Raw genomic sequence first — 25,088 nt, forward strand, 5'->3', positions numbered from 1 at the left:
GTGATCGCCGGGCGACTTCAACATCAAGGACACTAGCAATGGCTTACGAAGCAGCTTCAGAACGCTATTCGGACATGCAATACCGCGTCTGCGGCAAGTCGGGTCTCAAACTGCCGGCACTGTCGCTGGGCCTGTGGCACAACTTCGGCGATACCACGCCGATTTCCACGCAGCGCGATATCCTGCGCACGGCCTTCGACCTCGGCATCACGCACTTCGATCTCGCCAACAACTACGGCCCCCCGTACGGCAGTGCCGAAACCAATTTCGGCCGGCTCTTCAAAGACGACTTCAAGCCGTATCGCGACGAACTCCTGATCTCGTCGAAAGCCGGTTGGGACATGTGGCCGGGTCCGTACGGCCAGGGCGGCGGCTCGCGTAAGTACGTACTCGCGAGTCTCGATCAGAGCCTGCAGCGCATGGGCCTGGACTACGTCGATATCTTCTATTCGCATCGTTTCGATGCCGACACGCCGCTCGAAGAAACCGCGGGTGCATTGGCGAGCGCCGTGCAACAAGGCAAGGCGCTGTACATCGGTATTTCGTCATATTCGGCAACCAAGACACTCGAAATGGCGAAGCTGCTCGCCGAGTACAAGGTTCCGCTGCTGATCCATCAGCCTGCGTACAACATGCTCAATCGTTGGATCGAGCACGAACTGCTGGATACGCTCGAAAAGGTCGGCGCGGGCGCCATCGCGTTCACACCGCTCGCGCAGGGCTTGCTCACCGGCAAGTATCTGAACGGCGTGCCGGAAGACGCACGCGTCAACAAGCCGGGCGGCGGTTCGTTGAAGCAGGAGCATCTGAGCCCGCAAAACATCGAGCACGTGCGCAAGCTCAACGACATCGCGCAGCGTCGCGGGCAAAGCCTCGCGCAAATGGCGCTCGCCTGGGCACTGCGCGATCCACGTGTCACGTCCGTGCTGATCGGCGCAAGCCGCGCAGAACAGGTGCGTGAGAACGTCGGTGCGCTGAAAAATCTCGCGTTCTCGAACGAAGAGTTGGCGGAAATCGACCGCTACGCGACTGAAGGCGGCATCAACCTGTGGGAAAAACCGTCGACGGATCAGGCGATCTGATCGCGCACAGTTTCATGTCGTAGTGTCGTAGAAACAGAAAAAGCCGCCCGTGATGGGGCGGCTTTTTATCGACGCGTTCAAGCGCACACGCTTCCCGCGCAGTGGCAGAAGCGACTGCGTTCAGTCGAATGAACCATCGGCGAAGCGTCCAGGCCGTCTTCGCCAGACCCCGCTACACCAGCGCAGGCAAGCCTTCGACCAGCACGACCGCGAACACCACGCCGATCAGCGCGCCGACCACGCGTAGCGCGTTGTGTCGAAATTCCGTCTTGCAGGGCAGCGCGCCGACAAACAGGGCGCCGGCCAGCGCCATCGGAATGACCAGGATGAAATCGCCAATCGTGAAGTAGGTCGTCATACCCGTCTCCTTTTCTAGTTCCGGCGCGGGCAGTGGCTCTATTTCTGGAGTCATGCACTGCCAACGCTCGATTCGAGATTCGAGTATAGGTGACGCTTAGATCAACATAACAACGCCTTGCGGCGCTGCAGCGCATCTTCGCAGGCTGCCGAACCCAGTGCCGCAAGGGCCGCCGCGATTGTCGCATTGCAGCAAAAATGCAGTGAAAAATGAAGCATTCGCTTACACCGGCCTTACTTTCCGGGTCTGTTTGACGCGCAATGGATTGTTCTCGCCTGACGGAGGTACATCCCCTGCAAGCCCGGTTCCGTACGACGTCCAAGCTCGGTTTCCTCAAAGCCGATCAGCAGAGTCCTCTCATGGCGCGGTCCGTTCGCGCTGACTCAGGCGTGCGGCCGCAACGATGCCGATGACGAGCAGCGCGGCTACCAGTCCAGCGACACCATTCCAGCCATAACCGGCCCATACGTGTCCGCCATAAGAGCCGATCACGCTCGAGCCGACGTAATACGCGAGCAAATAAAGCGCGGCCGCCTGCCCCTTGGCTTCTTTCGCGAGGCGTCCGACCCAGCCGCTCGCCACCGAGTGCCCTGCGAAGAAGCCGAACGTCACGCAGGCGATGCCGGTCGCAATTGCCGCAAGCGGATGCAGCATCGTGAGTGCGAGCCCCAGCGCCATCAGCAGCAAGCTGCCGGTCAACACGCGCGCGCGGCCGAACGTATCGGCCAGACGGCCCGACCACGGCGAGGCGACCACGCCCGTCAGATACACAACGAAAATCGCGCCGATCTCCGTCTGACTCAACAGGTAAGGCGGCGCGAGCAGCCGGTAGCCGATGTAGTTGTACAGCGTGACGAAGCTGCCCATCAGTACGAAGCCGAGCAGAAACAGCAGAGGTAATCCAGGCCGCGTGAATTGCTTCAACAGTGCGGTGCGGCGATGTGCAAAGCCGAGCCCGCGACGCGGTACGAAATGGCGCGACGGCGGCAGCAATGCGCGAAACGCCAGCATCGACAGAATGCCGAGCACGCCGATTGTGCCGATTGCCACGCGCCACGAAAACAGATCCGCGACGACACCCGTAATCACGCGCCCAGCCATCCCGCCGATCGCCGTGCCGCCGACGTACAGCCCCATCGCCAGCCCGAGGCCATCCGGGTGTACTTCTTCCGCGAGGTACGCCATTGCCACGGCGGGCACGCCACCGAGCGCGAGTCCTTCGAGCGTACGCAGCACTAGCAATTGATGCCAGTGCGGCGCGATCGACACGCCGATCGTCAGCAGCGCCGACAGTGTGAGCGACATCGTCATCAGCTTATGACGGCTCCAGCCTTCCGAGACGAAGCCGGCCACGAAGATGGCGAGCGCGAGCGCGGCGGTAGTCAGCGAGAGCGACAAGCTGCTCTGCGCCGGCGTCACGCTGAACGCCGTCGAGAATGCCGGCAGCAATGGCTGGACGCAATACAGCAGTGAGAAGGTGGCGTAACCGGCGAACAGCAGCGCGATGCTGGCGCGCCAATAGGTACGCGTGCCGCGTTCGAGGTAGGGGATGCCGGGGACGTCAGGCGCGGCAGCGGAGGTGGAAGAAGCAGACGAAGCAGGAACAGCCGATGCAGCAGTCCGGCGACATTCCGGCGATGCGGTCACGAAAAAATCTCCTTGGGGAGCGTAAATTACTCAAAGGAGTTAAGGATACGCTGAAAAGGCTGGGCGAGTGCGCGCGACGCGCAGCGAGGCGTTGTCACGACGTGCGCAGACCGGATGTCCGCCGCGGTTCTCGCATCACTGTGGGAATCGCCGTTAACCGTGCGCCGCTGCCTCGCTCGCAGGCGCTGCGGGATGCACGATCTGTTCGTCGGTCGGCAACGCGGACGCGTCCCAACCGCCGCCCAATGCCTTGATTAACGCGACACTCGCAGCCATGCGACGGCGGGCGATCGACACCGCATTCCGTTCGTTGGAGAGCGCGGTGGTTTGCGCGACCACGACATCGAGATACGTGATCGCGCCGTTTTTATAGCGGTTCGACACGACCGCCAGCGAGCGCTGCGCGGCGGCCACTGCGTCGTCCTGCGCGGCGGCTTCCTGTTCGAGCACGCGCAACGCGGCGAGGTTGTCTTCGACCTCGCCGAACGCGGTCAGCACCGTTTGGCGGTACTGCGCGACGCTTTCGTCGTAGTGCGCGCGGGCTTGTTCTTTCACCGATGCACGTCCGCCGAAGTCGAGCAGCGTGCCAGCCAGCGCCGGCCCGAGCGACCACAGACGGCTCGGCGCCATGAGCCATTGGCTGTAGTTGGTCGCCTCGAGCCCACCCGTCACCGACAGGATCAGGCTCGGAAAGAAGGCAGCGGTGGCCACGCCGATCTGCGCGTTCATATCGGCAATGTGGCGCTCTGCCGACGCGATGTCGGGCCGTCGTTCGAGCAAGGCGGATGGCACGCCCGCTTCCGCGACCACCGGCACGGCGATGAGCGGTGCAACCGGCAGGGAAAATGTCGAGGGCGTCTGGCCGATCAGGATCGCGATCGCGTGTTCGAGTTGCGCGCGTTGCACGCCGAGGTCGAGCGCTTGGGCCTGAGTGGTTTGCAACTGCGTCTGCGCCTGTGCGACATCGGCGTCGGTGGCGATGCCGCCCGCGTAGCGGTGTTGCGTCAGTTCGAGTGCTTCCTTGTAGGCCTTGATCGTGTCGTCGAGAAGTTGTCGCTCCTGATCGAGACCGCGGAGTTCGAAGTAGTCCGTCGCCAGTTCGGCCTGCATCGACAGGAGCGCGGCTTGCGCATCGGCGGCGCTCGCCTGTGCTTCGGCCTTCGCGCCTTCGACGCTGCGCGACACGCGGCCCCACAAGTCCGGTTCCCACGAAGCATCGGCTTGCACGAGGTAATCGTTCAGCGTGAGACCGGCGGTCGATTTGTGCAGCACATTCTCCGATGTCCGCGCGCGTGAGTAATCACCGTTCGCGGTGACGACAGGGAAGAAGCTCGAGCGGTATTGCGCGACTGTTGCGCGGGCAGCGCGAAAGCGCGCCTCGGCGGCCTGCACGTTCTGATTCGCGCCGGCGACCTGCTGCTCGAGCGCGTCGAGTGACAGGTCCGCGTAAACGCTCCACCACGCACCGCGCGTGATGGTATCGGCGGGTTGCGCGGGCTTCCAGCCGGTGCCTTCGAGTTCCTTGTAGGTCGCAGCGGTGGTGGCCGGCGGCTTGACGTAGTCGGGGCCAACGGTACACGCGGTGAGTGTGCAGATCGACGCCGCGGCAAGCAGGGCGATACGAAATGCAGAGGTGGGCGTGTTCACGATGCACCACCCTCACTAACGGCCGCCTTCCCTGGCACGATCCGCACTGACGCGCCATTTACGATCGAATCCTGCGGATTCAGAATCACCTGTTCATCGCCTTGCAAACCGGATGCGATTGCCACGCGCGTGCCGAAGTCCGTGCCGAGCGAAACCGGCAGCAGCTTCACTTTGTGCTGCGGATCCACGGTGGCCACTTTCACGCCGTCCGGCCGGAACAGCAACGCGTTGCCAGGCAGCGTGAACGGCGCCGCGCCTGCGCCTAAAGCGAAATGCACTTGCGCGTAAGCGCCTGGCAGCAGGTCGCCATTGCGATTGTCGACGTCGACTTCGACGAGCATGGTCCGCTGTTGCGGATCGACGGCGCCCGCGGTGCGCGCCACGGTCCCTGGATAGTGTTTGGACGGGGTCTCGGTCAGCGTCAGAAACGCCGTCTGCTGCGCGCGGATCTGCTGAGCGTAGGCCTGCGGCACGTTCACATACACGCGCAATCTGTCCGACTGCGCGACGTGGAATAGTTCCTTTGCCGGTCCGCCGGAACTCCCCGCATCGATCAGCGCGCCCACGTCGACATTGCGCGCGGTCACCGTGCCGTCGAACGGCGCGTAGACCTTCTGGAACGATTGTGTCTTCTCCAGTCGCGCGACGTTGAAGCGCGCGGCATCTAGCGTGCCTTTCTTCGCGAGCATGTCGCCGACCTTCTCGTCGGTTTCCTGCTTCGAGACCGATTTGCTTGTCAGCATGTCGGTCCAGCGATCGGCGGTGCTTTTCGCGAGCGCGTAGTTGGCTTCGGCGTTCGCCAGATCGGCGCGGGCGGCGCGCAGTTGATCGTCCACTTCGGGCGTATCGATTTCCGCCAGCAACTGGCCGCTCTTCACATGTGCGCCGATGTCCGCATACCACTTCTTCAGATAGCCATTGGTGCGTGCGTAAATCGGTGTATCGAGAAATGCCTGCACGTTGCCGGGCAGCACGAGGTCGAGCCCCGCCGTCGATTTCTGCGGACGCACGACTTCGACGCTCGTCTGGCTGGCATGCCCGGCATCGCGTTCGAGCGCGGCATGCGCCTCATGGCGCGACCAGATGCCTTGCGCAGCGAGTGCGAGGATCAACACGGCCACTGCCACGATCACCCAGCGCGCGCGCCTTCCTTTCGCCTGGTTGAACGTAGTGTTGGCCTCGTCTGGACGTTTTCCTTCCATCAAGCTTCCCCTGTCAGAATGCCTGGGCGGTCGAAGCCGCCTCTTGTGCTTCGTGTTGTGCGCGTTGCGCCGGTCGTCATGGCTTTTGCACCACATGCTCGGCCGCACGTTGACGCCGCGCCGCGAGCCGCCGGTAGATCATCGAAAACACGACGGGCACGAAGATCAGCGTAGCCAGAGTGCCGACCGTCAAACCGCCGATCACCGCACGCCCGAGCGGCGCATTCTGCTCGCCGCCTTCGCCGAGACCGATTGCCATCGGCACCATGCCGATCACCATCGCGAGCGCTGTCATCAGCACCGGACGGAAACGCGTGAAGCCCGCCTCGATCGCCGCGCGCGTCGCGTCGCCGTGTTCGAGCAGCTGTTCGCGTGCGAAGCTGATCACGAGAATCGAGTTCGCGGTGGCGATGCCGATACACATGATCGCGCCGGTCAGCGCCGGAATCGACAGCGTGGTGTGCGTGAGAAACAGCATCCACACGATGCCCGCCAGCGCGCCCGGCAGTGCCGTGATGATGATGAAGGGATCGAGCCACGACTGGAAATTCACCACGATCAGCAGATACACCAGCAGGATCGCGAACACCAGACCGGCGAAGAGACCAGAGAACGAATCGTTCATGGTCTGCACCTGGCCGCGTACTTCGATGGTGGAGGTTTTGGGGAGGTCGGCTTTGGCGTCGTTGATGATCTTGCTGATGTCGTCGGACACGGCGCCGAGATCGCGGCCGTCGGCGGTGCCGAAAATGTCGATGGTGGTTTGGGCGTTGTAGTGCGTGAGCACCGCGTTGCCCGCTTCGCGTTTCATCGAGGCGAGCGCGCCGAGGATATTGCTGTGGCCGTTCGCATTCAACGGAATGTTCGCGAGCGATTGCAGCGAATCGATCGTGTATTGCGGCGCTTCCGTGATCACGTTGTAGCTGACGCCGTTGCGCGGATTGAGCCAGAACGTCGGCGTGGTTTGCTGGCTGCCGGACAGCGTAATCAGCAGATCGCTCGCGATGTCTCGTTGCGAGAAGCCTGCTTGCTGTGCGCGCGTGCGGTCCACGTCGATAAAGATGCGCGGCAAATCGGCGGGCTGCTGGATGCGCGCGTCGGCGAGACCTGGCACCGTGCGCAGGCGATTCAGCAACTGCGCGGCGAAGGCGCGATTGCCGGCTACCTCTCGCCCGACGATTTGAATATCGATCGGCGAGGGCAATCCGAAGTTGAGTGTCTGACTGACGATATCCGCAGGCAGGAAGGCGAACTGCACGCCGGGGAATTCGTCGGTGAGCGTTCGGCGCAGCGTGCGCACATAGTCGGCGCTCGGATGATGATCGGGGTTCAGCGTAATCAGCACATCCGAATCCGAGGTGCCGATCGTGCCGGTGTTGCTGTACGAGAGATTGATGCCCGAGACAGGCAGGCCGATATTGTCGATGAGCGAATGCAACTCGCCCGGCGGTATCAGCTGGCGAATCCGCGTATCGACGCGATCGGTCACCACGGCGGTTTCCTCGACCCGCATGCCGGTTTTGGCTCGCAGATGCAATGCGATAGTGCCAGCATCGACTTGCGGGAAAAAGTCACGGCCGAGAAACGGCATCAGCAGCATGGACACGCCACAGCAGACCAGAAACAGCGTCACGAACAGACCCGGCCGCGCAACCCGCGCTTCAAGAAACACGCGATAGCGCTCGCGAAAACGTGCGAAGCCACGCTCGAAGGAATAGTGCACACGCATGAACGGATTGCGCGTTTGCTCGGGCGCGTGATGCAGGTCCGCGGGCTTGTGATGATGTCGCAGCAGATACTTGGCAAGCGTCGGCACGAGCGTACGCGAGAAGAAGTAGGACGCCAGCATCGCGAACACCACTGCTTCGGCGAGAGGAATGAACAGATAGTGCGCGACGCCCGTCAACAGAAACATCGGCACGAACACGATGCAGATGGATAAAGTCGAGACCAAAGTCGGAATCGCGATCTGGTGTGCACCGTCGAGAATCGCCTGTTCGAGCGTCTTGCCTTGTTCGAGTTGATGGCTGATGTTTTCGATTGCCACGGTCGCGTCGTCGACCAGGATGCCGACCGCGAGTGCGAGCCCGCCCAAGGTCATGATGTTGATGGTTTCACCGAGCATCGACAGCGCAATGATCGACGTGATCATCGACAGCGGAATCGACACGGCGATGATCAGCGTCGCGCGCCAGTTGCCGAGAAACAGCAGAATCATCAGGCCGGTGAGACACGCCGCGATCAGTGCCTCGCGCAGCACCCCCTGCACGGAGGCGCGTACGAACAGCGACTGATCGGCCACCGGATCGATATTCAGCGAAGCGGGTACGAGATTGCGCAGCGCCGGCATCATCTTCTTGATGCGGTCGACGATTTCGAGCGTCGACGTGTTGCCGCTTTTGTTGATGGTCAGCAAGGCGGCGCGCTGGCCGTTCACGCGCACAATGTTGGTCTGCGGCTGGAAGCCGTCACGCACATGCGCGACGTCGCGGATATAGACGGTGCCGTTAGCGGTGGACTTGACCGGAATGTTATTGAGGCCGGCGAGCGAGTCCGGGCTGGCGTTCAGTTCCACCGAGTATTCCGTCGAACCAATTTTTGCGGTGCCTGAGGGCAGGATCAGATTTTGCGAGGTGACCGCGTTGACCACGTCCATCGGCGACAGATTGCGCTCCTGCAACTTGCGCGAATCGATATCGACCATGATCTGCCGCTGCTTGCCGCCGTACGGCAGCGGCGCGGAGGCGCCGGGTACGGTGGCGAGCTGCGTCTTCAGGAAGTTGTTGCCGAAGTCGAATAATTCCTGCTCGGTGAGCGAAGCCGACGACAACGCGAGGCGCAGGATCGGCACCGTCGAAGCGTTGTAGCGCAGGATGAATGGCGGCGTGATGCCAGGCGGCAGCGAACGCAATTGCGTCTGCGACAGCGCGGTGACTTCGGCGAGCGCTTCATCGATATTCGCGTGCGGCTGAAAGAAGATCTTGATCACCGCGATGCCGTTCAGCGAGGTCGATTCCGTGTGCTCGATATCGTTGACCGCAACCGATAACCCGCGCTCGTAATTGAGCACGATGCGCTTTTCCATCTCGTCGGCGGGCAGGCCGTTATACGTCCAGATCACCGACAGCACCGGAATGTCGATATTTGGGAAAATGTCTGTCGGTGTGCGCAGGATCGTCAGCGGGCCGACGATCAGCAAAAGCAGGGCCAGCACGACAAAGGTGTAAGGGCGCCGCAGCGCCAGACGAACAATCCACATGGCTAGTAAAGTCGATGAAAGCCGGCGCCGCACGTACAGCGACCATGGCGCATGCCGCGGCGCGGGCCAGCGGGCGCAATGGGCGGATTAAGCGGATCGTTCTGGCGGTGCATGATTTTGATATATCACCCCAGCTGGGTTTATGATGATCTCGTTACGACGCTTTACGCCCAGATCATCGGCCCGGCGCGCTGTAATGGGAATAGGGCGAAACGACGGGTGAACAGCCTTGAGTTCGCGCTTTCCATGGCCCCGCAAATCGGGAACAATGACTCGAACCTCTCACGCGTCTTACGCGCAGCAGATTGGGTGCGTACGCAACGTTTTTGGCGAAGCGGCGCTTTTATCATTACCTTGACCGGCGCGGAAACCATAAAGCCGGCTATGGGAGAAACGGGGAAACATCATGCAAATCGGTTCCATTGTCCGCTCGGTGCATATCGCTGTGCCGAAAGACGCACGTGGGATTGTCATGCGCATTCTTGGCGACATGGCGATGGTGGCCTGGTATGCCGGCGAACCCGGCACATCTGAGCATCTGAACACTGAACCCTTTTTCCTTGAAGATCTGATTGATACTGGCGAACAGGTGCGGCCGTCTAGCGCGCAGGTGCATTGACGCTGGTTTGATTCCGATTCATGGTGGTTGCAGGTGGCTGTAAGCCGCAAGGTGAGCCGACGCCCTCGTCTTTGACGGCGGCGCGGCGCACAATGCGGGCATGAACGACGACAATCTCGATCCACAGGACGGCGCCAACAGCGCCGTGCCTTTCGCCCGGCTCAAGCCGGAAATCGTGCTCGACGCGCTCGACAGCGTGCTCAGCAGCGTCGGCGTGTACACCGACGGCCGCATGCTGCCGCTCAACAGCTACGAGAACCGCGTCTACCAGGTGGGGGTGGAAGACGGGCCGCCCGTGGTCGCCAAGTTCTACCGTCCCGAGCGTTGGACCGACGCCGCCATTCTCGAAGAACATGCCTTTGTCGCCGATCTCGCCGCGCGCGAGATTCCGGCGGTGCCCGCACGTGTTTTCGACGGCCGCACGCTGCATACCTTCGACGGTTTCCGTTTCTCGATCTTCGAACGCCGCGGCGGCCGCGCGCCCGATCTGGACCGGCGCGATACGCTCGAATGGCTGGGGCGTTTTATCGGCCGCATTCATGCGGTTGGGCAGACCCAGAACTACACCGAACGTCCCACGCTCGATATCAACACGTTCGGCTACGAGCCGCGCGACTTCCTGCTGTCGCACCGCTTCGTGCCTGACGACGTGCGGCCCGCGTGGGAAGCCGTGGTGAATCTCGCGATTGAAGGTGTCGAACGCGCATTCGAGCGTGCCGGCGATATTCGCATGCTGCGAATGCACGGCGATTGTCATCCGAGCAATGTGTTGTGGACCGACGCGGGCCCGCATTTCGTCGACTTCGACGATAGCCGTATGGGTCCGGCAGTCCAGGATTTGTGGCTGTTGTTGCCGGGCGAACGCGTCGAAGCTTCGCGTGCGCTCGCCGATCTGCTCGCCGGTTATGAAGACTTCTGCGACTTCGAGCCGCGCGAACTGTATCTCGTCGAAGCTTTGCGCACGCTGCGGCTGATTCACTACCAGGCGTGGCTCGCGCGCCGCTGGGACGACCCGGCGTTTCCAGCGGCGTTTCCGTGGTTCAACACGCAACGCTATTGGGAAGACCGCATCCTCGAATTGCGCGAGCAGCTTGGCGCGATGCAGGAAGGGCCGCTCTGGCCGGTTTGAGCGGTCGCTGTTCCGATGGAGCCGGAGGTGATGCGGTGGCGGCCATGCAGCGGCAAGTCATCGCAATGACCGCTGGCGGGGTCGTCCTGGCGCATTGCATCGGCGCTGCCAGGCGCACCGATTTCCCCACGTGCTCAAGCGTCCTTGACGTCTCACGGCGCCTGCGACGCCACACTCGACGATTGCACCAGCGTCGATTTGACGATCACTTCGGCGCGCACGTCGCGCCCGATCGCTTCGATCGCGGGACGCATCTGCGCGAAGTCGCCGGGCGTGCAGACCTCGCTGTCGAAATGGGTGGTGCCGTCGCGTGCCATTGTCACGACGTTGCTGAGCGGATCTAACGTGTACTGCGACTGAAAATCGACGAAGCGGTCCTGGGTTTGCTTGGCTTCCGGCATGTCGAGCACGTGGAAATTCGCCGGTAATTCAATCCGTGCGCGCTCATGCAGCGTGAGGTTGTGGCAGACGAACGGCTGCGTGCGCTGCCGTTCGCCGAGCCAGTAGCGGGTGTCCGCCGCGAGGCCGCCGGCCAGACTCGTCAGCGCTGGAATCGATGCCGCCGCACCCGGCACCACGAGACTTTCGAGCGTGCCTTTCATCGTGATCGTCAGCGGGCCGCCGGCAACGGTGAGGTCGCTGGTGGTCAGCGTGGCAGTGCCGCGCAGATTGGCGCTGCGTAATTCCGCCTGGATCGATTCCTCACGTTGCGCGGGCGTTTGCGTGCGCAACATCGCGCGCGCCTGTTCAGCCGAGGCGCCCGATGCTTCCAGCCGATAGGTGAAGCTTGCCGAACCATCCGGTTCGACCTTGATCGACAGGTCGGTGCTGCGCGTCATCAACTCAGTGGCCGGCGTTTGCGCGATTACGCCCTGATTCACGAGGACGGTAGGCCGGTTCATATCCGACGACGGCAGAAAACCGAATTCGACGTTCGACGCTGTCGAGTCGGCGTATTGCTGCAAATCCGGCAGCCACGTGATGGCGTGATTGATGACGCCGTAGCCCGGCACGCTGGGCAGCGTATAGATCGAGCCGCTGCTGATCAAGGCCGGCTCGTTGCGGACGCCGACCGCGTCAAGCAGCGCGCCATATAACGCCACGTGATCCTTGCAGTCGCCGTAGCGGTTCGCGAGGATCTCGCTTGCACTGTGCGGCACCACCGCGCCGCGCCCGACATAGATCGCCACATAGCGGACGTTGCGGCGGACCCAATCGTACAGCGTCTTGGCTTTGTCGCGCGGGGTACGGTCACGCGCGGTGAGCTTTTGCGCGAAACGCGTGACGGTGACGTCGTGCGCGCTCGGGTCGGCGGCGGACATTCTGTAGCTGGTGGCGAACGTGGCGTAGTCGGGAAAGGTCGAGACCATCAGCCGGTCGCCATACGATACGTACGCGATCGAGCCGCGCTCGAGCCGGCTGAAATGCGCCTTGTCGTAACGATATTCATAGCGAGTGCGGCCGTCTCGCGTGACCGGTTGCAGCGCGGTGAAGCCGCGCGCATCGGCATAAAGCGGCTTGTCGGCGGGCAGGTCGTAGATGAGGTGGAAGTTGTGGGTCGGCGCAAGATCGGGCGGCGTGAAGTCGCTGAACTCGCCCGGCACGATCGGCTGTTTTTGCGTCTTGCGATAGGTGAGGTGCACGCGCGCGCCGGGCTCGACGGCCGGGAACACGATCACCTTTTCGAGGATGTCCTGAAACATCGGCGCGCCGAACGAGCGAGCTTCCTGCACGTCGCGAATCTGATCGGGTTGCACGTCGTGACGCACCCCATCGGCGGTGGTCGTGTACGCCTCAAGGATCTGCACGTCCGCCATGTTGCGATTGAACCAGACGTATTGCTGCGCCACCCGTGCGACGCCTGCTTCGTTGTTCACGTGCAGCGTCATCGAATCGAGCTTCGAGAAGGAACCGTCGGCGTTGACCGTGAAGGTCTGCGTTTCGCCTTCGTTGGTATAGGGGTCGTCCAGTTTGGCCGCAATGCTCGCGCTCGCGGCGTGGAAGCTGGCAAGCCAGCCGAAGGAGGCAAGACAGACCAAAGAGGCGAGGCGCATGGCAGGCAGGTATCCGGAACGGCAACGTTGACGGGATCGCAAGCTAGAGTCTATTTGCGCCGCCTGGATGTCAAGCGGATGCCACGCATTGCGATTGAGCAAATGCCCTAATTGTGTAATGATATCCATTCTCAATTGAAAGGCATCGCCAGCTTTCTGTCACATCTCTCATCCTCTGTGACTGCCAGCCAGCCTCTCAGCCGGACGGCCTGGACCGCAAGCCGGGTTGTCCGGCCTTTCCTTTCGATACCTCTTTTACTGCTGGTGTGAGCGCGCGCCTCGTCGCCTCTTCGCTCTACGCCGGGGATGGCTTAACTTGCTGCGCCTGGAGCTTTGAAGTGAACGCGCCTGACTCGATCGATATGAAGCCTGCTGCTGGTGGCGGCACGCAATACACCGCCCATACGCCGGAGCGCGGTCATCACCTGATGGATGACGCCGAGCAGGCGGCGCGGCGCCAGCGTTCGCGGCGGGCGAACTTCATCAAGTGGTTGCGCAAAGTGCATGGCTGGGTTGGTTTATGGGGCGCGGTGCTGGGGTTGATGTTCGGCGCGACTGGCTTTTTGCTGAACCATCGGGGCGGGCCGTTGAAGGTGTCGTCTGGCGAGCCGCAGGTCGAGGAGATGCAGATTTCCGTGCCGCAAGGGCGGTTGAAGTCGCCGATGGAGATGGCGAAATGGCTCAAGGGCGAGTTGAAGATAGACGGCAAGCCGGGGCGGGTGAAGCGCGAGCCGGCGCATCCGGTGGCTTGGGGGGATCGCAGCACGATGCAGCCGGAGTTCTGGCAAGTCGGAATTTTGGGGCCTACTCAGAATGTGCAGGCCGAGTACTGGGTTGGGAATGGGTTTGTTGCGGTGAAACGGACGCAGAACTCGTTTCTTACGACGATGAATAATCTGCACCGCGGTGTGGGGTTGAGTGTTGGGTGGGTTTTGTTGATCGATACGATCGCTGGCGGGATGATTTTGCTTTCTTTGACTGGCGTCCTGCTTTGGACCGAGTTGAATAAGCGGCGCGTTGTCGGTGTAGTGTTGGTTGGCGGCTCGGTGGTTGCCGCGGTGGTTTGTGGATTGATGTGAGGTTTTTGCCTGTTCGGCGTTTGTTGTCTGTATGCCTGTGGTGTTGGCCTTTCCTTGATTTGTTATTGGTCTATTAGCGTCGCCCCTGTGCGGGGCAGGCACCTACTTTTCTTTGCCTGCTGCAAAGAAAAGTAGGCAAAAGAAAGCAGCTCAAACCGCTAACTCTTAAGTGGGTCCCCTGGCTTGGAGGGGGTAGTGGTGCATCTGGAATCGGTGTTCTCGCACATTCGGCGTGAGTGACAAAGCCGTCATACTTCCGGCGGCGCTGCGCGCGCCGAAGGGGACTCCTCAAAACCGTCGGCTTGTTTTCGCGCGCGAGCTTCACTCGACGCCGTGGCGAAGCCATCGGCTCCCGCCGCGCCCAACCAAAGCCCTGGGTTTCCCTCGCAGACCCATCCGCGACGCACGAGTGCGGAGTGGGAGCTGATGAGCCCTTAGTCACTTACGTCGAATGTGCGAGGGCACGGATTCCAGATGCACCACTACCGCAACTGTGCGGGGGACCCGCTTATGAGCTGGCGGTTTGAGCTGCTTTCTTTTGCCTACTTTTCTTTGCAGCATGCAAAGAAAAGTAGGTGCCTGCCCCGCACAGGGGCGACGCTAGTAGACCACTAAGAAATCAAGGAAAGGCCAACGCCGCAGGCACACAGACGAACAAGCGCCGAGCAGGCAATCAAACCAAGCAAAGCCCAACGCCGCAGGCACACAGACGAACAAGCGCCGCGCAGGCAAAAAAAAGCACCTAAACACTACAAGCAGTCCCCCCCGAAGCCGCAATCTCCCGCGCGGCCTTAGCCCCCTCAACCTGCAACAAAGTCGGCAACGAAACGCCATTCTTTGCAGCCGTGACCTCGGCGAGAATCGAAACAGCAATTTCAGGCGGCGTGCGGCTGCCAATATAAATCCCGACCGGCCCATGCAGCCGGGCCAACTCGGCATCGTTCAGATCGAACTCTTTCAGCCGCTCGCGCCGCGCCTGATTATTCCTTCTCGACCCCAAAGCGCCGACATAAAAAGCCGGTGTCTTCAACGCCTCCATCAAAGCGAGATCATCCAGCTTCGGATCATGCGTCAGCGCAATCACCGCGCACCGTTCATCAAGCTTCATCTCGATGACCGTATCGTCCGGCATCGTCCGCACGATCTTCGTGCCGGGAATACTCCACTCCTCGGTGTACTCCTCGCGCGGATCGCACACGGTGACCTGGTAATCGAGCCCGACAGCGATGTTGCATAGATAGCGCGACAGCTGCCCCGCGCCGATCACGAGCATCCGGTAACGCGGTCCGTGAATCGTCAGCAGACGCTCGCCGTCGAAATGCACGCCGTCTGTCGCCTGCGCCGCGTCGAGCCGCACCGCGCCCGTCACCATGTCGACTTCGCGTGCCACCAGACGGCCGTCCTCTACGGCATGGCACAACTCGGCAATGCCGCTTTGCGGCGTCAAAGGCTCCAGCACGAGTTGGATCGTGCCGCCGCAAGGCAGGCCGAAGCGATGCGCTTCTTCAGCCGTAATGCCGTACTTCACCGCCTCCGGGCGTGTCTGCTCGATGCCCTTCTGCCGCACGCGCTCGATCAGGTCGTCTTCGATGCAGCCGCCCGATACCGAACCCACTACGAGTCCGTCGTCTCGCACCGCGAGCATCGCGCCCTCCGGACGCGGCGACGAGCCCCAGGTCTTCACCACCGTTACCAGTAGCGCGCGATGTCCCTCGTCCAGCCAACGTGCACTGGACTTCAGAACTTCGAGATCCACGCTTTCCATGATTTCTTCCTTTTTGTTCCGTCACCGCCGGACTCAGTGTCCGCAGCTTCATCCAATTCCGTATTTTGCGCCGCCGCTTCAGTTGCTGCAGTGACCCCGTCATCCGCGGCCGTTGCGCCGTCTGTGTCGCCGCCGACCTGCGCGATAAAGCGCTTGAAAAATTCGCCCGCGAGTTTACGCGCCGCACCGTCGACCAGCCGGGAACCGATCTGTGCGAGCTTGCCACCGACCTGGGCAGTTGCCGTGTACGTGAGCCTAGTTGCGGCCTCGCCTTCTGGTTCGAGCGTGACGTGCGTGTTGCCCTTGCCGAAGCCTGCTGCGCCACCCTGACCTTCGAAAACGATGGTGTAGGTGTTCGGCGCCTCGATGTCGGTCAGCAGCATACGCCCTTTGAAGCGCGCCTTCACCGGACCGACCGATGCGCTCAGCACCACCGCGTACGCATTTTCGCCATCCGCGTCGATGCTTTCGCAGCCGGGAATGCAAGCACGCAGGATTCCAGTATCGTTCAGCGCGTCCCATGCGCGCTGCTGCGAAACCGGCAGCATATGGGTTTCACTCAATTCCATGGCATTGCTCCTGCGCGCGTCGTGGCAGATACGGCGAGACGAGGCGCGCGCGTGAGTTGCGCGAGATCGCGGCCGAACGCTGCCAGACTGTCCAGATTATGAACGGGGCGATGCGCGTCGACATACGGCAGGATTGCCTGCACGCCGCGCGCTTTCGGTGAAAAACCGCTGAAACGCAGCAGCGGGTTGAGCCACACGATACGGTGTGCGAAGCGGCGCAGGCGGGCCATTTCGGTGTCGAGCACGTCGATCGCTTCGTGATCGAGGCCGTCGGTGACGAGCAGCACTGTGGCTCTGCCGCTCAGCACGCGACGTGCCCAGCGTCGGTTGAATTCGGCGAGCGCTGCGCCGATTCGTGTGCCGCCTGACCAGTCGACCACCTGTTCGGTGAGCGTCGCGATCGCCACGTCGGGATCGCGCTCGCGCAGCGCGCGCGTCGCGTTCGTCAGGCGCGTGCCGAAAAGGAACACTTGCAGGCGCTCGCGCGATTGCAGAAGCGCGTGGCAGAAGTACAGCACCGCGCGCGAATAGTTGCTCATCGAGCCGGAGATATCGAGCAGCAGCACCAATGGCGGTTTACGTTCCACTACCGCGCGATACTTCCACACGGTCCAGTCGCCACCCGCGCGCACAGCGTGCCGGGCGCTTGCGCGTAAATCCGCATGCGTGCCGTGCGAGGCTGCCTTCAGGCGGCGTGTCGGTTCAGTGGCAAGCCGCAGACGCTGGCCGCGGATCAGATGCCGCAACGTGCGCCATTCGTCAGCGGAAAGCGTGTCGAAATCGCGATGACGCAGCCGTTCTTCGGCACTGAAGGTGACGTGCGCGTGCAGTTCGTGTTGTTCGGTTTCCTGTGGCGCCTTGCTGTGCGGCGAGGGCGGCGTGCGTACGGCAAGTGCGTCGGCGAGACGGTTGTTGCGTTTGGGCGGCGGCAGACCATCGCGGACTTTCGGCAGCAGCAGCGCGCGCAGCTTGCCTTCCCAATCCGGGTCGCGCCAGAACAGATCGAAGGCGGCGTTGAAGAGGTCACGTTCGTCCGGCGCACAGACCAATAGCGCGGCCAGCGCGGCGCGTACATCGTCGCGGCGGCCGAGGTCGACCCAGTGCAGTGCGGCGAGTGCATCGACGGCTTGTGCCGGCGACATCGGCAAGCCCGCGCCGCGCAGCACGCGTACAAAGTGCACGACGTTGCGAGCCAGTGTGGGCGTATCGTTCGGTGCGGCCAACGTGTCGACGGAGGTGGTCATCGCTGTTATCCCGGCACCGCGAGACATTGTGCGATCTGCGCGGCATCGACGCGCGCCAGATCGTCCTGATACTTGAGCAGCACACCCAGGGTGTTTTGCACAGATTGCGGATCGAGTTCCGTCACCGATAGCGCTTCCAAAGCGCGACACCAGTCGATCGTTTCGGCGATGCCGGGTGCCTTGAACAGATCCATGCCGCGTAGCCGATGCACGAAATCGACCGCGCGCCGTTGCAATTCTGCCGATGTTTGCGGCGCACGCGCGGCGACGATTTCCAGTTCACGATCGCGCTCGGGATAGCCGATCCATTGATACAGACAACGGCGCTTCAACGCGTCGTGTACTTCGCGTGTCCGGTTCGACGTCATCACAACCAGCGGCGGCCGCGCCGCACGAACTGTGCCGTACTCGGGAATCGATACCTGGAAGTCCGAAAGCAGCTCCAGCAGAAAGGCTTCGAACGGTTCATCGGCGCGGTCGATCTCGTCGATCAGCAGCACGCGCTGTGCGCCCGGATGATTTTCATCGGGCATCAGCGCTTGCAGCAGCGGACGCTTCAGCAGGAATTCGCTGCGATAGAGCGTGTCGTTGCCGGGCCGCTCGCCAGCGGCTTCAGCCAGACGCAGCGCCATGATCTGACGTGGGTAGTCCCATTCGTAAAGCGCGCTGGCCGTATCGAGTCCTTCGTAGCATTGCAGCCGCAGCATCGACGTGCCGAGCATGCCCGCCGCAGCTTTGGCGAGTTCGGTCTTGCCGACGCCCGGCTCGCCTTCGACAAACAACGGCCGCTCCATGCGCAGTGCGAGATACAACGCGGTCGCGAGCTCGCGGCTTGCGAAGTAGTTTTGGGCGGCGAGTTGCGCGAGGGTGTCGTCGATTGAAGCAGGCTGCATGGCGTTCCTGAATCTGCACGGTGAAACGAGTGAGGCGCGAGACGGCGCGGCCGCGGCGCGACGGATGAAAAAACCATGACCGCGGCGGGCCGGGAACGCGGCTGACGTGCCACGCCGAGGCATGTCATGTCAGCCGCTAACCGCAAGCATCGCTAACCGTTTGCTTTCGTCACCGCGCGCGCGGTCAGCACCGGAATCAGATGCGCGCGATATTCGGCGCTCGCGTGCATGTCGGTGTTCAGGTCGGAGTCGGATACGGTCACCGCCCGCGCGGCCTCGGGCGTGAAATTCGCCGATAGCGCGCTTTCCAGTTCCGGCACGCGAAATACCGAAGACGCCGCACCTGTCACCGCGACGCGCACACCGCTCGCGAACTTCGCGACGAAGACGCCGACCAACGCAAAGTGCGACGCCGGATTCTCGAATTTCACGTAGGCCGCGCGTTCGGGCACCGGAAACTCGACGGCCACGATCAGCTCGTCAGGCGCCAACGCGGTCTCATACATGCCGACGAAGAAATCCTTCGACGAAATCCGTCGCCGATCGGTGACGATGGTCGCGTCCAAGGCCATCGCCGCAGACGGATAGCAGGCGGCCGGATCGTTGTTCGCGAGCGAGCCGCCGATGGTGCCGAGCGCGCGCACCTGGCGATCGCCGATGTGTCCGGCGAGATCCGCGAGCGCCGGCAGCGCGCGACGAACCTCGGCATGATCGGCGACGTCCGCATGGCAAACGGCGGCGCCGATTGTCACCTTGCCGGCATCGACGGCGATCGACTTGAGCGCCGGAATCCGCGTCACGTCGATCAGCTGCGACGGCTGTGCGAGCCGCAGGCGCATGGTCGGTAGAAGGCTTTGTCCGCCGGCAAGAAACTTCGCGTTGCTGTCGGCAGCGATGGCTGCGGCGGCCGCTTTCGGATCCGTCGCGCGTTGATACTCGAATGAATACATGTCGAATGCTCCGCTCAGGATCTCAGTGGGGTTGCTTGGCAGCATGGATCGCGGACCACACGCGATGCGGCGTCGCCGGCATTTGCAGGTCGGTCACGCCGAGCGGCGCGAGCGCGTCGAGGATCGCGTTGATGACCGCCGGTGGCGAGCCGATCGCGCCTGCCTCGCCGCAGCCTTTAACGCCGAGCGGATTGTGCGTGCACGGCGTGCCCTTCGCGGTTTCGACGGTGAAGTTCGGCAGATCGGACGCATGCGGCATTGCGTAGTCCATATAAGAGCCGGACAGCAACTGGCCGCTTTCATTGTCGTACACGCAGCGCTCCAGCATGGCCTGCCCGATACCCTGAGCGAGCCCGCCATGCACCTGGCCTTCGACGATCATCGGATTGATCACGTTGCCGAAATCGTCGACCGCCGTGAACTGCTGGATGCGGCACACGCCAGTTTCCGGATCGACCTCGACTTCGCAGATGTACGAACCCGCCGGATAGGTGAAGTTGCTTGGATCGTAGAACGCGCTTTCTTCGAGACCCGGTTCGAGCACGTCGAGCGGATAGTTGTGCGGCACATACGCGGCGAGCGAGATGTCGGCGAAGGCCTTGGTGCGGTCGGTGCCGGCGACGCGGAACACGCCGTCCTTGAACTCGATGTCTTCCGCTGCGGCTTCCAGCAGATGCGCGGCGATTTTCTTCGCCTTGGCTTCGATCTTGTCGAGCGCCTTCATGATCGCCGAGCCGCCGACCGCGATCGAGCGCGAGCCGTAGGTGCCCATACCGAACGGAATGCGGCCGGTGTCGCCGTGAACGATTTCCACGCTTTCCAGCGCAATGCCGAGCCGGTCCGCGACGACTTGCGCGAAGGTTGTCTCATGCCCCTGGCCGTGACTGTGCGAGCCGGTGAACACGGTGACGGAACCCGTCGGATGCACGCGAATCTGGCCGACTTCGAAAAGCCCGGCTCGGGCGCCGAGCGCACCCGCGATGTTCGACGGCGCCAGACCACAGGCTTCGATGTAGCACGAGTAGCCGAGGCCGCGCAGCTTGCCGTTCTTTTCGGATTCCTGCTTGCGCGCAGCAAAGCCTTTGACGTCGGCGAGTTCGAGCGCACGGCTTAGCGTGGCCTCGTAGTCGCCGGTATCGTAGGTGAGGCCGACCGGCGTGGCATACGGAAACGTGCGGATGAAATTGCGGCGGCGGATTTCGGCCGGATCGAGCTTCATCTCGCGCGCGGCGGTTTCGACCAGACGCTCGACGACATACGTCGCTTCCGGACGGCCTGCGCCGCGGTAGGCGTCAACCGGGACGGTGTTGGTGAAGACCGCTTTCACCTCGGCGTAGATGGCGGGCGTCGCGTATTGGCCGGCGAGCAGCGTCGCGTACAGGATGGTGGGCACGCTCGACGCGAAGGTCGACAGATACGCGCCCATGTTGGCGGTCGTATGAATGCGCATCGCGAGGAACTTGCCGTCGGCGTCCATGGCCAGTTCGGCCTTGGTGACGTGGTCGCGGCCGTGCGCGTCGGACACGAAGGCTTCCGAGCGCTCCGCTGTCCATTTGATCGGACGGCGAATTTTCTTCGATGCCCACGTCAGCGCAACGTCTTCGGCGTACAGGAAAATCTTCGACCCGAAGCCGCCGCCGACATCCGGCGCGATGACACGCAGTTTCGATTCCGGCAGCGACAGCACGAAAGCGGCCATCAACAGGCGCTCCACGTGCGGATTCTGATTCGCGACGTAGAGCGTGTAGCTGTCGTCCTGCACCGAGTAGCTCGCGTTGACCGCGCGCGGTTCGATCGCGTTCGGGATCAGGCGGTTGTTGACGATGTCCAGCGTGGTGACGTGCGCGGCTTTCGCGAAGGCGGCGTCGGTCGCGGCTTTGTCGCCGTGGCCCCAGTTGTAGCAGACGTTGTCCGGCACTTCGTCGTGAACCGCGGCCTGGCCCGGATCGGCGGCGTGCGCGGTGTCGACCACGGCCGGCAGCACGTCGTAATCGACCTCGATCAGTTCGGCGGCGTCTTTCGCGGCCTTGATCGAATCGGCGATGACGAGCGCGACCTGATCGCCGACGTGGCGCGCTTTCGTGTGCGCGATGATCGGGTGCGGCGGCTCGTTCATCGGCTTGCCGTCGGTGCTGTGGATCAGCCAGCCGCACGGCAGTCCGCCGACGTTGTCCGCGGCCATGTCCGCGCCGGTGAAGATTGCGACGACGCCTGGCGACTGTTTGGCCGCAGTGGTGTCGATGCTGTTGATTTTTGCGTGCGCGTGCGGCGAACGCAGGAAGACCGCGTAGGTTTGCTGCGGCAGGACGATGTCGTCGGTGTACTGACCGTTGCCGGTGAGGAAGCGATAGTCTTCCTTACGTTCGACGGACGTGCCGATGAGGTGGGTGTCGGGTGCGTTCATCGTCGTCTCCTCAGGCAGTGGCTGGCGCAGTGGCCGCGGCGTTGGCGTTGGCCGTGCCGGCGGACTTCATGCCTTCGGCGCCTTCGAGCACTGCTTTGACGATGTTGTGATATCCCGTACAGCGGCACAGATTGCCGTCGAGTTGGGCGCGCACGTCGTCGCCGGTGAGATTGGGCTGACGCTCGACGAGCGAGATTGCGCTCATCACCATGCCAGGCGTACAGAAACCACATTGCAGGCCGTGGCAGTGTTTGAAGGCGGCTTGCATCGGGTGCAGGGCGCCGTCTTTGGCGATCCCTTCGATGGTAGTGATGTCTGCGCCTTCGGCCTGGACGGCGAGAATGTTGCAGGATTTGATCGCGCGGCCGTTCAGATGGACGGTGCACGCGCCGCACTGGGCGGTGTCGCAGCCGACGTGCGTGCCGGTGAGGCGCAGCTGATCGCGAAGGAACTGAACCAGCAGGGTGTTAGGGTCGATTGAGGCGCTGATGGGCGCGCCGTTCACCGTCAGACTGATGCTGATCGCCATGAAGTTGTCTCCTTATGGGGTGAAACCGGACCTTTGTTTTTTCCTGCCTTCAGCTGTCTGTTCGTGGGGTCCGATGAGGGGGCTGCGGTTTTTTGCGGTTTTGCGGCTTTTTTATGGGTCTGCCGAAAAGTAAAGCACAAATTGTCTGGGGGCGCTATTGGGTTGTGTGCCTGCGGCGGTTGTTCGTTTGTTTGCCTATGGCGTTGGGCTTTGCTTGGTTTGGTTGCCTGCTCGGCGCTTTTTTCTGTATGCCTACGGCGTTGGCCTTTCCTTGATTTCTTATCGGTCTATTGGCGTCGCCCCTGTGCGGGGCAGGCACCTACTTTTCTTTGCCTGCTGCAAAGAAAAGTAGGCAAAAGAAAGCAGCTCAAACCGCTAACTCTTAAGCGGGTCCCCCGCGCAGTTGCGGCAGTGGTGCATCTGGAATCCGTGCCCTCGCACTCTCAACGTCAGTGACAAAGGGCTCATCAGCTCCCACTCCGCACTGCGTGCGTCGCGGATGGGCCTGCATGGGAAACCTGGGGTTTCGGTCAAGAGCGGTGGGGCCATCGGCTTCGCCTCGGCGTGGAGGGACAGCAAAGGAAACCCGGGGCTTTGGTTGGGCGCGGTGGGAGTCATCGGCTTCGCCTCGGCGTGGAGAGGGCAGCAAAGGAAACTCGGGACTTCAGTTGAGAGCCGCGGTGGTCGTTGGCTTTACCGCGGCGGTATGCCGAAAAAGATATCGGTTTCGCGAAGTGCCACTTGGCGCTCCGGGCGGCTACCAAGCCGCAAAGGATTACGTGCAGGTGTGAATTCGCACTTCGAATGAAGCGCCGACGCATGGCGGAACCGTTGGTGACGCGACGGCGAGCCACCGCGTCGAGTGAAGCCCGCGCGCGAACCCGCAGATGGCGCCAGGAAGTACCCTTCGGCGCGCGCAGCGCCGCCGGAAGTATGACGGCCTTGTCACCAGGGCGGAATGTGCGAGGGCACGGATTCCAGATGCACCACTGCCCCCTCCGAGCCAGGGGACCCGCTTAAGAGTTGGCGGTTTGAGCTGCTTTCTTTTGCCTACTTTTCTTTGCAGCAGGCAAAGAAAAGTAGGTGCCTGCCCCGCACAGGGGCGACGCTAATAGACCACTAACAATTCAAGGAAAGGCCAACACCGCAAGCGCACAGACAAAACGCGCCCCGCAGGCAAAAAACCTCAAATTTTCATTTGGCCAACTTGGAATGCCGCCGCGAATAGCCAAAATAAATAACCATCCCAATCAGCAACCAGACCACAAACGCCACCCAGGTCACAGCCTGAAGATTAACCATCAAAAACAGACACGAGGCGACAGCCAACACCGGCACCACCGGCACACCAGGGCACCGGAATGCCCGCGGCAACTCAGGATGCGTTTTCCGCAAAACAAGAACCGCAATCGACACCATCGAAAACGCAGCCAACGTGCCGATATTGATCAACTCAGCCAGCACATTCAACGGCACCAGCGCGCCAATCAGCCCGAAGAAAATCCCCACGAGCCACGTCGTAAAGAACGGTGTAGCAAACTTCGGATGCACCTTCGAAAGCTTCGCAGGCAACAATCCATCCCGCGACATCGCGAAAATCACCCGCGTCTGGCCATAAGCCATCACCAGAATCACCGTCAACATGCCCAGCACAGCGCCGAGATCGATAAAACCGGCGACCCATTTCTGACCGGCTACCTGCAGCGCATACGACACCGGATGCGAAATGTTCGCAAACTGCGCCGACGGCACAATACCGGTGACCACGGCCGCCACGGCCACGTACAGCACGGCGCACACGCCCAGCGACGCAATGATCCCAATCGGCAGATCGCGTTTCGGATCCTTGACTTCTTCCGCCGCGGAAGACACCGAATCGAATCCAATAAAAGCGAAGAACATCACCGCAGCCGCGCCGAAGACGCCATTCCAGCCGTTCGGCATGAACGGATGCCAGTTCGCCGGCGTCACGTGGAAAACGCCCACGCCGATCACCAGCAGCACTACGATCACCTTGATCCCCACCATGATGTTGTTGATCCGCGCGGATTCACGCACGCCAAGCGACAGCAGTGCGGTGATCGCCATCATCACCAGGAACGCGGGCAGGTTGAACCACGTCTCGTGACCCGGCAAGGCGCCGGGGGCCGCCGTCAGCACGACCGGCAAGCTCACGCCGAAGCCCGACAGCAGCGATTGCAGATAACCCGACCAGCCGACCGACACCGCTGACGTTGCCAGCCCATATTCGAGCATCAAGTCCCAGCCGATGATCCACGCGGCCAGTTCGCCGAGTGTCGCGTACGAATACGTGTAGATGGACCCCGCAACCGGAATCGTCGAAGCGAACTCGGCATAGGCAAGCGCGGCGAAACCGCAGGCAATCGCCGCGATCAGGAACGAGACCATCAGCGCCGGGCCGGCCTGAACGGCGCCCGTGCCGGTCAGCACGAAAATGCCGGTGCCGATAATCGCGCCGACACCGAGGAAAGTCAGATCGAGCGCGCCGAGCGCCTTCTTCAGCCCGGCGTTCTGGGCGCTCGCGGCGATCATGTGCTCGACGCTTTTTTTGCGAAACAGGGACATTGGCGGTGGGTCTCCAGTTGTGCACGCATCTTGCGCGCCGAATGTCGGGGAAACCCTGGATTTTAACGGAAC

General features: G+C 62.2%; 18 protein-coding genes. 4 read left to right on the plus strand and 14 right to left on the minus strand.

Annotation, left to right across the window (positions count from 1 at the left end; all coding sequences use genetic code 11):
* Positions 1 to 38: 38 nt before the first annotated feature.
* Complete coding sequence (gene mgrA / locus KHO31_RS14470) at positions 39 to 1,082, plus strand: L-glyceraldehyde 3-phosphate reductase (RefSeq protein WP_201085910.1); 1,044 nt, start codon at positions 39 to 41, stop codon at positions 1,080 to 1,082.
* Positions 1,083 to 1,254: 172 nt separating this feature from the next.
* Here mgrA and KHO31_RS14475 read toward each other — a convergent pair whose 3' ends face one another.
* From KHO31_RS14475 to KHO31_RS14495, 5 genes are all read right to left on the minus strand, one after another.
* Positions 1,255 to 1,440, minus strand: a complete 186-nt coding sequence (locus KHO31_RS14475; protein WP_211623601.1) for a hypothetical protein — start codon at positions 1,438 to 1,440, stop codon at positions 1,255 to 1,257.
* Positions 1,441 to 1,797: 357 nt separating this feature from the next.
* Positions 1,798 to 3,087 (minus strand): MFS transporter, encoded by a 1,290-nt coding sequence (locus KHO31_RS14480; protein ID WP_201071897.1) that lies wholly within the window; start codon positions 3,085 to 3,087, stop codon positions 1,798 to 1,800.
* 153 nt (positions 3,088 to 3,240) lie between these two features.
* The gene (locus KHO31_RS14485; RefSeq protein WP_236060848.1) at positions 3,241 to 4,734 is read right to left on the minus strand and encodes an efflux transporter outer membrane subunit; all 1,494 of its coding nucleotides are present in this window, start codon (positions 4,732 to 4,734) and stop codon (positions 3,241 to 3,243) included.
* The gene (locus KHO31_RS14490; RefSeq protein WP_201071900.1) at positions 4,731 to 5,936 is read right to left on the minus strand and encodes an efflux RND transporter periplasmic adaptor subunit; all 1,206 of its coding nucleotides are present in this window, start codon (positions 5,934 to 5,936) and stop codon (positions 4,731 to 4,733) included. The genes KHO31_RS14485 and KHO31_RS14490 overlap by 4 nt, the downstream gene beginning before the upstream one ends.
* A 76-nt stretch (positions 5,937 to 6,012) precedes the next feature.
* Positions 6,013 to 9,195, minus strand: a complete 3,183-nt coding sequence (locus tag KHO31_RS14495) for an efflux RND transporter permease subunit (RefSeq protein WP_201071902.1) — start codon at positions 9,193 to 9,195, stop codon at positions 6,013 to 6,015.
* 406 nt (positions 9,196 to 9,601) lie between these two features.
* Between KHO31_RS14495 and KHO31_RS14500 the strand changes: the two genes are divergently transcribed.
* Positions 9,602 to 9,814, plus strand: a complete 213-nt coding sequence (locus KHO31_RS14500) for a hypothetical protein (protein ID WP_097390926.1) — start codon at positions 9,602 to 9,604, stop codon at positions 9,812 to 9,814.
* 100 nt (positions 9,815 to 9,914) lie between these two features.
* The gene (locus KHO31_RS14505) at positions 9,915 to 10,943 is read left to right on the plus strand and encodes a serine/threonine protein kinase (RefSeq protein ID WP_211623602.1); all 1,029 of its coding nucleotides are present in this window, start codon (positions 9,915 to 9,917) and stop codon (positions 10,941 to 10,943) included.
* 152 nt (positions 10,944 to 11,095) lie between these two features.
* Here the strand turns inward: KHO31_RS14505 and KHO31_RS14510 are convergent, their stop codons facing one another.
* Entirely contained in the window at positions 11,096 to 12,997 is a 1,902-nt protein-coding gene (locus KHO31_RS14510) for a DUF3857 domain-containing transglutaminase family protein (RefSeq protein ID WP_201071906.1), read from the minus strand.
* 338 nt (positions 12,998 to 13,335) lie between these two features.
* Between KHO31_RS14510 and KHO31_RS14515 the strand changes: the two genes are divergently transcribed.
* Entirely contained in the window at positions 13,336 to 14,076 is a 741-nt protein-coding gene (locus tag KHO31_RS14515; protein ID WP_201072434.1) for a PepSY-associated TM helix domain-containing protein, read from the plus strand.
* Positions 14,077 to 14,818: 742 nt separating this feature from the next.
* Here the strand turns inward: KHO31_RS14515 and KHO31_RS14520 are convergent.
* From KHO31_RS14520 to KHO31_RS14555, 8 genes are all read right to left on the minus strand, one after another.
* Positions 14,819 to 15,841 (minus strand): XdhC family protein, encoded by a 1,023-nt coding sequence (locus tag KHO31_RS14520; protein WP_201071908.1) that lies wholly within the window; start codon positions 15,839 to 15,841, stop codon positions 14,819 to 14,821.
* Complete coding sequence (locus KHO31_RS14525) at positions 15,814 to 16,410, minus strand: CoxG family protein (RefSeq protein WP_201071910.1); 597 nt, start codon at positions 16,408 to 16,410, stop codon at positions 15,814 to 15,816. The genes KHO31_RS14520 and KHO31_RS14525 overlap by 28 nt, the downstream gene beginning before the upstream one ends.
* Positions 16,401 to 17,654: a vWA domain-containing protein gene (locus KHO31_RS14530; protein WP_201071913.1), complete on the minus strand. Its 1,254-nt coding sequence runs from the start codon at positions 17,652 to 17,654 to the stop codon at positions 16,401 to 16,403. The genes KHO31_RS14525 and KHO31_RS14530 overlap by 10 nt, the downstream gene beginning before the upstream one ends.
* Positions 17,655 to 17,659: 5 nt before the next feature.
* Positions 17,660 to 18,547, minus strand: coding sequence for an AAA family ATPase (locus tag KHO31_RS14535; RefSeq protein ID WP_201071916.1), 888 nt, complete (start codon positions 18,545 to 18,547; stop codon positions 17,660 to 17,662).
* Positions 18,548 to 18,699: 152 nt separating this feature from the next.
* Entirely contained in the window at positions 18,700 to 19,497 is a 798-nt protein-coding gene (locus tag KHO31_RS14540; protein WP_211623604.1) for an FAD binding domain-containing protein, read from the minus strand.
* A gap of 22 nt (positions 19,498 to 19,519) precedes the next feature.
* On the minus strand, positions 19,520 to 21,901 hold the full coding sequence (locus KHO31_RS14545) for a xanthine dehydrogenase family protein molybdopterin-binding subunit (RefSeq protein ID WP_201071922.1): 2,382 nt from the start codon (positions 21,899 to 21,901) through the stop codon (positions 19,520 to 19,522).
* Between the two features lie 10 nt (positions 21,902 to 21,911).
* Entirely contained in the window at positions 21,912 to 22,430 is a 519-nt protein-coding gene (locus KHO31_RS14550) for a (2Fe-2S)-binding protein (protein WP_201071925.1), read from the minus strand.
* A 1,194-nt stretch (positions 22,431 to 23,624) separates the two neighbouring features.
* Complete coding sequence (locus KHO31_RS14555) at positions 23,625 to 25,016, minus strand: amino acid permease (protein WP_201071928.1); 1,392 nt, start codon at positions 25,014 to 25,016, stop codon at positions 23,625 to 23,627.
* Positions 25,017 to 25,088 lie beyond the last annotated feature (72 nt).

Source organism: Paraburkholderia domus (genome assembly GCF_905220705.1).
Classification (GTDB): domain Bacteria; phylum Pseudomonadota; class Gammaproteobacteria; order Burkholderiales; family Burkholderiaceae; genus Paraburkholderia; species Paraburkholderia domus.